The organism is Streptomyces sp. NPDC047072 (assembly GCF_040643855.1).
GTDB lineage: Bacteria > Actinomycetota > Actinomycetes > Streptomycetales > Streptomycetaceae > Streptomyces.
The window spans coordinates 1-10,810 of record NZ_JBEYVC010000263.1 but is presented as its reverse complement, the minus strand read 5'-3'; the positions used below and the strand labels follow the sequence as shown (position 1 = coordinate 10,810).

Below are 10,810 nucleotides of genomic sequence, written 5' to 3'. Positions count from 1 at the left end.
CACCGCCAAACCGGCCGAGGACGACCACCAGCTTTTCCCACCGCAGGGACCGAATCAGCTCGGTCAGTGACTACACCACTCGGCGGGACACCATCTGCTGGCGCGTCGAGGCGGCGGTGGAAGCGCTCACTGCCAGGGACCAGGGGCGCAGGCGAGTGGCGTCCGTTGCCGGCGAGATGCCTCAGCAGGATGCGACGGAGTCGGCCCTCGTACATCTGCGCGGGTTGGAGAAGGCTCTATTGGAGCTGGCCATGCCGCTTGGGTCGTCTCAGCGCCCTCCACTTGTCCGTTCCTGAATGGGGGGAGAGTGTCGACCTACGGCCGGCGCTCTCTGCCCGACGGCTCATAGCCGCTCGTTGAGGATCTTGGCAGCTCTCGTGATGGAGCCCGGCACCAGGTGCCGGTAGATCCGGTAGGTGACCTCGATCGATTTGTGTCCCATCCACTCGGCGACATCAGTGATGGGAATGCCGTGGGTAAGGCAGTTCGACGCGAAGTAGTGGCGGAGGGAGTACATCGTGTACTTGACCTCTACGTCCGCCCGTTCGAGACATCTGTCCCATCGCCACCGCAGGGTCTGTTTTCCGTAGAAGTAATGCTGCATGTGCTGGTTGCCCGAGCCATTTCCCTTGACCAGAAGATATCCGTTCTCGTCGGTACCGTACGTATCGGTGAAATACGAGAAGAAGTCGTGCGTCTTTCTTGGAAGCGGTACTTCGCGGAATTCTCCGCGTTTGCGGTGCTTCAGTGGTGCGGGCTGTACCTTATTGCTGTGGATCTGCTCGTTGATCCGATAGACATCATCAGCCACAATCGACTTGATGTTTGCGGCATAAGCCTCCCCGTTGCGATGGCCGCATCCGGACATGAGCTCAATGACAAGACGGAGATCGTCGCCATCGGCTGCGTCGCGAATGGCATTGAGCTCTTCGAAGGTCGGAATGATCACCTCATTTGGCACGTAGTTCGGACGGGCGATGTCAAGGAAAGGGTCCAGCGCGATTGCCCCGCGATGTCGTGCCGCGTCGATAACGAGTTTCAGGACAAGGAATGCGTTCTTCTGGCTGGCCAAGCCAACCTTGTTCAGCTCCATTCCGTTGAGCCAGTCCTCGATCACTCCGGGTGTGAATGTGCCGACCCGGCGACTCCCAACATGCGGGTTGATATGGGCCTTGAGTCCAAGCTCGTAGTGCTCGATGGTGTTGGACTCCAGGCCACGCTTTCGATTCGAGATGTAGCGAGCTGCGTAGTCCTCGAACCGCATATCGGCTATTTCCTGGGCTTCTGTGTTCCCAGTCTTGAGTGCCCCCTTCTTTGCCTGGTAGATCTCGTTGAGTCGATCCTTGGCCTTGTCCTGAGTGGCGTAGCCGGCCTCTTCGCGCTGTCGACCTATGGCATCCCGGTACCTGATCTTGTATGGGTGAGGGCACTTGGACCAGCGGCTCGGGGGATGCTCGCATTCCTTGAAGAAGGTGCCCATACCGCGGGTGAGGGTCTTGGTGGCCAATTCTTGATTTCTCCAGGGTTTGGGTCAATTTGGTTTTAAGGGGAGGATCTGAGCTGGATCGGGTTGGTGCGCGGGCAGTGGTCATGGTCCGGAGAATCCCCGATTTCCGTAACCGGGGATCGCGTGCTATGCGTGACCGGTCGCCTGCACGCAGACCTGTTGCGAGTCGGAATGCTGCCCATGCGAGCTGTCGGCTCAGGCGAGGATGCTTAAAGCCCAGGTCTGGTTGTCGGAGGGTGTGCCACCGCAGCGAGGCGAGCCGTCAGCAGGGGGACGGGGTCGTCGAGATGCGCCATGGCTTCGCTACGTCACGGATGGGACGCCGGCCTTCAATCGCGATCGCAGGGGCGACGACTCCTGCCATCGGCGCACAACCTGCTGATGCTGACTCTTTGCTGACTCTTTGCTGACCCCCTCTCGGTCGGCAGCCTCCTGACCTGCGAGAACCGCTGCACCAAAGCATTGATGATGCTCTGGGTCACCCTCCTCGCCGAGCTCCTCTACGGTCTTCTCGGCGTCCTGGAGCCCGGCCTGCTGGCCCTGCGCCTCGCGGAGACGGGGGTCGGCGCGGTGGGCGCGGTCCTGGCCGTCCTCTTCGTCCTCCCGATCACCACCCACACCGTCACCGACGCCTGGATCCAACGCGCCCTGCGCTGCGTCCACGCGTGCACGGCGGAGGCGGCGGCACGGCTGGCGGGAGCCGCGGAGGGCGACCCGGCTCGCCGCGTGGCCGAACTGGAGCAACTGCTCGGCCGCGTCCGCCTCGCCGTGGCCCCGCTGGTCCACCCCCTCAACCCGATGCTCGGCCGCAAGCGCCGCGCCCGCCGGGTCCTGGCCCTCCTCGACGACTGCGCCCGGGAGACCCGCGGCTTGGTCGCCGTCGCCGCGGACCCGGTGGCCTCGCACGATGCCCGCCTGGTCGCCGCCTGCCGACGCGTGGAGGCCGCCGTGGAGGCCCTCACGGACGGCAGGGACCTTCCACCGGCGGACCGCCCGGCCGCCGAAGAACCCGCACTCGCCCATCTGCACGGCCTGGAAAGGGCGCTCGCGGAACTCTCGGCGCCGCTGCGCACGCCGTCCGGCTCGCGCCTGGTGGGGGCCTGAAGCACCGTCCCCCATCCGTGAACGCTCCGAGAATTTCCCCGCAGTTGGTCTAGACCGGTGGTGATCGACTGCTACCGTCGCCCGCAACGCACAGGACCGAGAGGGGACCACGGTGGCAGACGGCGGCGGGCGGCAGCGACGGGCGTTCATCGGGTCGTTCACGGCGGCGGGAGGTCCCGGCATCGTGACCGCGGCGGTGGCCGCAGACGGCGGTGCCCTGACAGCGCTGAGCACCCTGGACGGCGTACCGGACCCGTCGTACCTGGCCCTGTCACCCGACGGCGAGATGCTGTACGCGGTCAGTGAGACGACCGAGGGCGCGGTCGCCGCGTACCGCGTGACCGGCGACAAGCCCGAGTCGGCCGGACCGCCGGTGCCCGTCGACGGCGACAGCCCCACCCACCTCGCCGTCCACGCCGGACACGTCCTGACGGCCAACTACGGCTCCGGCAGCGTCACCACTGTGCCGGTCCGCCCCGACGGCACCCTCGCCGAGACCCCCTCCGACGTGCTCCGGCACACCGGCTCCGGCCCCTACGCGCCCCGCCAGCAGGGCCCGCACGCCCACCAGGTGCAGCCCGACCCGAGCGGACGCTGGACCGTCAGCGTCGACCTCGGCACCGACTCCGTGCGCGTCTGCGCGCTGACCGACGGCCGCCTCGCCGTGCACCGCGAGATCGCCCTGCGCCCCGGCTCCGGCCCCCGCCACCTGGCCTTCCACCCCGACGGCCGGCACGCCTACGTCCTCAGCGAACTCGCCCCGACCGTCACCGTGTGCCACTGGGACGCCGAGGAAGGCGTCCTGAAGCCCCTCAGCGAGGCCCAGGTGCTCCCGGGCGCCCCGGAGGGCGACGCCTACCCCTCGGGCGTCGTGGCGTCCCCCGACGGCCGCTTCCTGTGGACCGCCACCCGCGGCGAGGACGTCCTGTCCACCTTCGCCGTCGAGGGCGACGGACTCCGCCTGATCGGCACGGTCCCCTGCGGCGGCCGCTGGCCGCGCGCCCTCGCCGAGTCCGGCGGCCTCCTGTACGTCGCGAACGAGCGCTCCGGCGACGTCAGCTGGTTCGCCGTCGACCCCGCCACGGGCCTGCCGCGCCACGCGGGGTCGATCGAGGTACCGGCCGTGTCCTGCGTGGTCCTCGGCTGACGCCGACCCTCCCCGCCCGGAACGACGAGGGCCCGCTCCCCGGTGAGGAGCGGGCCCTTCGGCGTCCGTACGGTTGTTTCCTGCGCGGCGGCTCAGCGAACCGGCGCGCCCTGCGGCTGCTGCGGGGCGATGCCCAGCGCGGTCGTGTACTTGGCGAGGGCGAGCTTGCCGATCGCCGGGTAGGGACCGAGCGGCTCGGCCGCCGAGCAGCCCGCCTCCTTCGCGGCCTCCGCGATCACAGCCGGGTCGATCTCCGGCCCTATCAGGTACGGCGCCAGCGCCAGCTGCTGCGAACCGGAGCCCCGCAGCTGCTCGGCGACGGAGGCGATCGCGCCCTCCTGGTCGAGCGCCGCCGCCATCACCGGCACCGCGAGCCGCGCGGCCAGCAGCATGCCGGTGATCCCGGCCGCCTGCACGGCCTCCTCGCCGCCCACGGCGGCCAGCACGATGCCGTCCGCGGCCGTCGCCACGGTGAACAGCCGCGCACGGTCGGCACGGGCCAGTCCGGCCTCCGACAGGCGCACGTGCAGCGCCTCGGCGAGCAGCGGGTGCGGGCCGAGCACATCGGTCAGGTCGGCCGCGATACGGCTGTCCATCACGGCCTGGCGGATCTCGCGCAGCAGCGCGCTGTCCGGGCCCGCGAGCAGCGGCACGACGACGGCGACGGGGCCCTCGGGCTCCTTGACGTCCATGCCGGCCGCCTTGGCCTGCGCATAGCGCGCGGTGCGCTCCTCGGCGGCGTGCGTCAGAACGCCCTGGAGCGTGGGGAACTCCGCGTCGTCCCCGTCGAGGTACCCGATCCGGGCGTCGAGGCCGGGAAGCTCGGAGCGGGCGATGCTCACGACCTCCTCGGCGAGACTGCGCGTGGCGGTGCCGGGCGTGCCCGGAACCGCGAGGACGAGCGCGGGCGCGCCCTCGGGAGCCGCCAGGGGCTCGGGTCGGCGGTGCCGCCCGGGCTGGCGGGGGCGCGGCATTCGTACTGGCAGGCCGGACGCGGGCCCAGTGGGGGAGCTCATGGCGCCGCATGTTACTGGTTTCCTGGGCTCCCCTGTTCGGGGAGGGTGCAGGTGAGCGGTATCCGTCCGGTTTTGTCTGATGAGTTACGTCCGGTTCAGCCCCTCTTTGGGGTGGCGACGGTCAACATCGGTGCATCCCCCGGCAGGGTGAGTGCGTTTCTCGCCAGATCTGTGGCGATCTGCACCGATCCCTCCAACGGCCCGCCCGCCGGCGCGACCTGTCTCGCGTGCGGCAACAGCCGCCTCAACTCCTCCTCCAGCGGTACGAGGAGCGCGGCACCCGTCCGGAACAGGCCACCGGTGAGGGCGACCTGCGGTTCACCGGCCGTCGGACAGACCGCGGCGGCCGACTCGGCCATGTTCCGGGCCGCCTCGCGCAGGATGCCGGCGGCGACCGGGTCGCCGTCCGCGCAGGCGGCCACCTCGGGCGCGAAGGAGGCCAGGACGGCGGGCCGGTCGGTCCGCGGATACAGCTTGCCGGGCAGCTCCCGCACCGGTCCGAAGACCTCCTCGGCCCGCGCCAGCAGCGCCTTGGACCCGCCGGGCCGCCCGTCGTGGGCCCGCAGCGCGGCCTCCAGACCGGCCCGGCCGATCCAGGCCCCGCCCCCGCAGTCACCCAGCAGATGCCCCCAACCGTCCGCCCGGCGCCAGCACTTCAGGTCCGTCCCGACCGCGATGAGCCCGGTCCCGGCGGCCACGACCGCACCCGGCCGCGATCCGAGCGCCCCGACATAGGCGGTCACCGCGTCCGCGACCAGCGCGACCGTCCGCACCCCGAACTCCCGCGCCAGAGCCCCGGGAAGCTCCTCCCGCAGCGCGTCCCCGAGCGTCGCGAGCCCGGCCGCCCCGACGACGACCGTCCCCAGCCCGCCGACACCGGCCTCGACGATCAACGCCCGGGCCATGGGCGCGAGTTGCTCCAGGAGATGCGCGGGATCGATCCCCCGCGGCCCGGTGCGCACGGGCTCCCGCGACTCGCGTGGAGCCGTGGTACCGAGGCCGGGAGCACCGACCACCACCCGGAGCCCGGACCCACCGGAGTCGACGGCGAGGAAACCCTCGGTCCCTCTGTCCTCGCCCCCCGGGCTCACGGCAGGCGCCAGTCCACCGGCTGTCCGCCCTGCCTGACGAGGAGGTCGTTGGCGCGGCTGAACGGGCGGGAGCCGAAGAAGCCGCGGTCGGCCGACATCGGGGACGGGTGCGCGGACTCCACCGACGGCAGGTCGCCGAGGAGCGGACGGAGGTTGCGGGCGTCGCGGCCCCACAGGATCGACACGAGCGGCTTGCCGCGCGAGGCCAGCGCGCGTATCGCCTGCTCGGTGACCTCCTCCCAGCCCTTGCCGCGATGCGCCGCCGGCTTGCGCGGAGCGGTCGTCAGCGCCCTGTTGAGCAGCAGCACACCCTGCTGACTCCACGGCGTCAGATCGCCGTTGGACGGCTGCGGCAACCCCAGGTCGGTGTGGAGCTCGCGGTAGATGTTGATCAGGCTGCCCGGCAGCGGCCGTACGTCGGGCGCGACCGAGAAGGACAGCCCCACCGCGTGTCCCGGTGTGGGGTAGGGATCCTGACCGACGATCAGCACCCGCACCTCGTCGAAGGGCTGCTGGAAGGCCCGTAGGACATTCGGGCCGGCCGGAAGATACGTGCGTCCCGCGGCGATCTCCGCGCGCAGGAAGTCGCCCATCTGGGAGATCCGCCCGGCCACCGGTTCGAGGGCCTTCGCCCAGCCCGCTTCGACGATTTCATGCAAGGGTCGTGGTGCCACGGCGTCACCCTACTGCCGTACAGGAGGCGGAGATCAACCGGTGGCCAAGGCCCGTCCGTAACGCCGCCGGGAACGCCCTGGGGCTCACGCGACCACCGCCGCCCGGACACACAGCACGTCGGGCAGATGCGAGGCCAACTGCCGCCAGCTGTCGCCGTCGTCGGCCGAGGCGTACACCTCGCCGTTGCGGTTGCCGAAGTACACGCCCGCCGGGTCCGCGTCGTCGGTACACATCGCGTCCCGCAGCACCGTGCCGTAGTGGTCCTCCTGCGGCAGGCCCGCCGTCAGCGGCTCCCAGCTCTTGCCCGCGTCCGCCGTCCGGAAGACCCGGCAGCGATGGTCGGCCGGGACCCGGTCCGCGTCCGCGTTGATCGGGAAGACGTACGCCGTGTCGCCCCGGCGCGGATGCGTGGCCGCCGCGAAGCCGAAGGTGGAGGGCAGGCCCTCGCCGATGTCCGTCCAGTGCGTCCCGGCGTCGTCGCTCCGGTAGACGCCCCAGTGGTTCTGGAGATAGAGCCGGTCCGGGTTGGCCGCGTCCCGGGCCACCTTGTGCACGCACTGGCCGAACTCCGGGTCCGGATCCGGCAGGAACACCGCGGAGACACCGGAGTTGGCGGGCTCCCAGCTCTCCCCGCCGTCCCGGGTACGGAACACGCCCGCCGTCGAGACGGCCACCGTCACCGCGCGCGGGTCCCGCTTGTCGGTGAGGACGGTGTGCAGCCCCTCACCGCCGCCGCCCGGCACCCACTTCGACCGGGTGGGGTGCTCCCACAGCGGACGGACCAGGGAGAAGCTCTCGCCGCGGTCCTCCGAGCGGTACAGCGCCGCCGGTTCCGTGCCCGCGTACACCACGTCCGGCTCCGCGGCCGCCGGGTGCAGCTGCCAGACCCGCTCCAGCGAGGCCTCCGTGTCCTTCGGGAACTTCACGGCCGGCTGGGCGGGCTCGGTCCAGGTGCGGCCCAGGTCGTCGGAGTGGAACACCGACGGTCCCCAGTGCGCGCTGTCGCCGCCGGCCAGCAGGCGTGGACGCTCGCCGCGGGTGTCGATCGCGACCGAGTACACCGCCTGCGCGTTGAAGTACGGGCTCTCGTCGAACTCCCAGGTGCCACCGCGCCTGCGCCCGATGAACAGCCCCTTGCGCGTGCCCACAGTGAGCAACACCTCAGTCATGCCGATCCACCTCCGTGACCTCGTCGTCCCAGACATCGGCCAGTCTGCACCCCGGCACTGACAGTCACCTCCGGAAAGGGCTTCGTCGCAGGTCAGGGCCGGGATGGTAACCGGCTGCGGCAAAGCCCGCGCACCTTTTCGGAAGATGCGCGCGCGAGCGGGGAAGTGATGAGACCGTCGAGACGGAGAGAAGCTGCCGTGAGCATCGAGGGGGCCGCTCCCGTATGGGAGTGCGGCACGGCAGGTTCGTGCGCCCGTCGCTCGTGAGGAGGAAGCCTTCGATGGCGTTCCGTGGTCCCAAGGTCTGGCTGTGGCGGTGGCGGCGGAATCCGCTCAGACGCCGGGCCGACGCCGTCGAGGCATGGGTCGTGCTCGGTGCCTGGCTGCTCACCCTGCTCGCCGGAGTCTGCGCCGGCCTTGCGGTGAGCCGTTCGGTCGAGCACCAGATGGCCCTGGAGCGGGTCGAGTGGCGGCCCGTGGTCGCCCACCTCAGCGAGCAGGCACCGGGCACGGCCGACCCGGCCACGTCCAGTGGCGAGCGTGTGTGGGGCAATGTCGGCTGGACTGCGGGCGACGGCTCGCACCGCACCGGCCAGGTCCGGGTCGATCCGGGCAGCACCGAGGGCACGCCGGTCACCATCTGGACCGACGCGCAGGGCCGTCTGATGACCCAGCCCGCCACCGAGGGCCAGGCCCAGGTGCGGGGCACGATGATCGGCATCCTGGTGGGCGTCAGCGCCGCGGCCGTCCCCTTCGTGGGCTCCCGCGTCCTGCGTGCCCGCATGGAGCGCCGCCGCCTGGACCGCTGGGACACCGACTGGGCCCACTTCGGCCCGCTGTGGGGCGGCCGCCGGGCCGACGGGCGATGACGAGCGCGGCGGACGGCGGAGTTCCCGAACGGTCACCGTCCCTCGCCTTTTGTCTCTAACCTCCGGCCAACACCTCCCGGCACATCCTCAACAGCCTCTCGTCGTCCGGCACGTCATGGCTGCCATGGCCACCGGACGGCGAGAACAGATGCCGCCGTCGACCGCTCACCTCCGCGTGCACCAGGTCGTGCAGTGGCGCTCCCGCGGAGCCCAGCTCGGCGAGGCACACGGCGATCGTGCGACGGGCGTACGGGTTCTCCGCCCAGGCCGCTCGCAGGACCGGCCCGGCGAGGTCGGCCTCGCCGGTGAGCCGCCACAGCGCGCACGCGGCGGCCGTCCGCTCCCACAGCTCCGTGGCCCGAAGCATCCGCCGCAGCCCCGGCAGCGCCGGACCGGCCGCCTCCGCACCGAGCCGGGTCAAAACCCCGGCGGCCGCCCGGCGCCCGGTGCGGCCGTCCGCCAACTCGCCCACCAGCACGGGCAGTACGGCTGCCGCGTCCCCCTGCACCGACCACAGCGCACCCGCCGCGACGGCCGCGCACTCCGTCTCCAGCAGGTCGCGCAGGACCGGTATCGCCTCGCCGCCCGCGCCGCCGCCGACCCCGTCGAGGAGACGGCAGGCGGCCTCCCGCACCGCGTCCCGCAGCCGCAGACCGTCCGGCATCCCGCCCAGCAGCCGCACCACCACCGGCACGGCCTCCGCGTCCCCCAGCGCGGTGAGCGCCGACAGCAGCGGTACGGCAGTCTCGAAGACCCCGGGGGAGTCGAGAGGGACCCGGCTCAGACGGTCCCGCAGCGCCGGTGCGAGCGGGGACGCGGCGGGGCCCAGGTGGCCGACGGCATACCCCAGGTCGTCGGGGACGACCGGCCCGTCCAGCACCTGCGCCAGCACCGGCACCGCCCGCGAATCCCCGCATCTGGCCAGGGCCTTGAGCGGACCGCCCAGCGTCGGCGCCGAGCGTTTCCACTGCCGTACCCACAGGTCCGGCCGGGAGGTGACCAGCGCGGCCAGGTCGTCGGTGGCGGGAGCGGCCAGGGCGAAGAGGTCCTCCAGGACGGCCACGGCGGCGTCCCGCAACCGCCCTTCCTCGGCGCCGAGTTGGGACCCGATCAGGGCGATCGGCCTGGCGTGGTCCCCGCGCCACTCGCGGAACAGCCCCGCGGACATCCACACGGCGTTGCACCGGTCGGTCGCGTCCGGGCTGGTCAACTGCCCCTGGAGCAGGGCCGACCGCTCCTCGATCCGGTCGTCGAGCGCGGTGTGCAGGGTCCGCAACAGCTGTGAGCCCTCCTCGTCGGAGGGCCTGAGCCGCCCCAGCCGTCCCACGAGCGTGTCGGAGCCGGGGCAGCCGAAGCCGTCGTGCGGGACCGGGCGCCGCGCCGAACGCTCCCTCAACAGCCCGACGGCCACCGGCACCAGGTCGGCCGGGACCCGGTCAGGAGCGCAGAGGGCCAGCTGGGCGAGGGCGGCGAGCCGCGTCTCCGGGTCGTGCGACGGACTGCTGCGGGCGGTGAGGAGGGCCAGCGCCTCGGCCGCGTGCTCGGGACAGCGCCGTACGAACAGGCCCAGGGCCTCGGTGAGCGCGAGCAGCACCCGGTCGTCCCGCTCCAGAGCGCACCGCTCCCGCAACACACCGAGGACCCGTGCCGGTTGGTCCAGGAAGCGCACGAGTGCCGCGGATGCCGCCCGGCGCACGGAGGGGTCGGCGTCCCCCGCGAGCCCGACGAACACTTCGGCTCCCGCGCGCACGGCGTCCCCGGCACGCGCGTAGAGCAAGTCATGATCCGGGCTGGCCTCTCTGGCCTCTCTGCCCTCGCACTCCGTCCCGATGCTGACGAGCAGTTCGACGACGCCGTCCCGGTCCGCCACCTCCCCGCTCGCCGCGAGCGCGAGCAGAAACGGAACGCAGGCCAGGGTCGAGTCGTACACGTCTCCCTGGTGGTGCACGGCGCCGTACATCCCGTCGAGCGCCCGCTCCCGCTCGGCCGGGTCCGGGGAGGCGAGCCCCCGGAGCAGGGCGGGTACGTCCTCCGCGCTGCCGTACGCATGCCGCAGCGAGGCCCAGTCGACCTCGTCGATCCCCGTGAACACGCTGTCCTCCCCAGGCGAAGAGCCACTGATCGGAGTCTGCACCACAGCACTGACAACCAAGCGGAATCAGGAGGTGACTGTGGGCGATCCGGACAGCGGGGGAGGGGCGACTTCTCGCCAACGGCCGCTCGACTCCGGCC

The 10,810-nt window shown here is 71.6% G+C and carries 8 protein-coding genes and 1 pseudogene; 3 read left to right on the top strand and 6 right to left on the bottom strand.

All coding sequences use genetic code 11. The features are described 5' to 3' along the window. Positions 1–343 precede the first annotated feature (343 nt). Positions 344–1,507 carry a tyrosine-type recombinase/integrase gene (locus tag ABZ896_RS49975; RefSeq protein ID WP_360945240.1) on the bottom strand — a complete coding sequence of 388 codons (1,164 nt, stop codon included), beginning with the start codon at positions 1,505–1,507 and terminating at the stop codon, positions 344–346. Between the two features lie 465 nt (positions 1,508–1,972). On the opposite strand from ABZ896_RS49975, the pseudogene ABZ896_RS49970 reads away from it, so the two are divergent. Together ABZ896_RS49970 and ABZ896_RS49965 are read left to right on the top strand one after the other, a co-directional pair. After that, a pseudogene (locus ABZ896_RS49970) lies at positions 1,973–2,611 on the top strand (FUSC family protein); the annotation flags it as partial. Positions 2,612–2,723: 112 nt separating this feature from the next. After that, complete coding sequence (locus tag ABZ896_RS49965; protein WP_360945237.1) at positions 2,724–3,758, top strand: lactonase family protein; 1,035 nt, start codon at positions 2,724–2,726, stop codon at positions 3,756–3,758. A gap of 92 nt (positions 3,759–3,850) precedes the next feature. On the opposite strand, the gene ABZ896_RS49960 is transcribed toward ABZ896_RS49965, so the two are convergent. The 4 genes from ABZ896_RS49960 to ABZ896_RS49945 all read right to left on the bottom strand — a co-directional run bounded on the left by ABZ896_RS49960 (position 3,851) and on the right by ABZ896_RS49945 (position 7,709). After that, positions 3,851–4,774 (bottom strand): hypothetical protein, encoded by a 924-nt coding sequence (locus ABZ896_RS49960; RefSeq protein ID WP_360945234.1) that lies wholly within the window; start codon positions 4,772–4,774, stop codon positions 3,851–3,853. A gap of 95 nt (positions 4,775–4,869) precedes the next feature. Continuing rightward, entirely contained in the window at positions 4,870–5,865 is a 996-nt protein-coding gene (locus tag ABZ896_RS49955; RefSeq protein WP_360945231.1) for a BadF/BadG/BcrA/BcrD ATPase family protein, read from the bottom strand. After that, positions 5,862–6,539, bottom strand: coding sequence for a uracil-DNA glycosylase (locus ABZ896_RS49950; RefSeq protein ID WP_360945228.1), 678 nt, complete (start codon positions 6,537–6,539; stop codon positions 5,862–5,864). Before ABZ896_RS49950 ends, ABZ896_RS49955 begins: the two co-directional genes overlap by 4 nt. A gap of 84 nt (positions 6,540–6,623) precedes the next feature. Further along, the gene (locus ABZ896_RS49945; RefSeq protein WP_360945225.1) at positions 6,624–7,709 is read right to left on the bottom strand and encodes an exo-alpha-sialidase; all 1,086 of its coding nucleotides are present in this window, start codon (positions 7,707–7,709) and stop codon (positions 6,624–6,626) included. Between the two features lie 281 nt (positions 7,710–7,990). On the opposite strand from ABZ896_RS49945, the gene ABZ896_RS49940 reads away from it, so the two are divergent. Continuing rightward, a complete protein-coding gene (locus ABZ896_RS49940; RefSeq protein WP_360945222.1) occupies positions 7,991–8,578 on the top strand; it encodes a hypothetical protein in 588 nt (195 codons plus the stop codon). A 55-nt stretch (positions 8,579–8,633) separates the two neighbouring features. Here ABZ896_RS49940 and ABZ896_RS49935 read toward each other — a convergent pair whose 3' ends face one another. Beyond that, entirely contained in the window at positions 8,634–10,670 is a 2,037-nt protein-coding gene (locus ABZ896_RS49935) for a HEAT repeat domain-containing protein (protein WP_360945219.1), read from the bottom strand. Between the last annotated feature and the right edge of the window lie 140 nt (positions 10,671–10,810).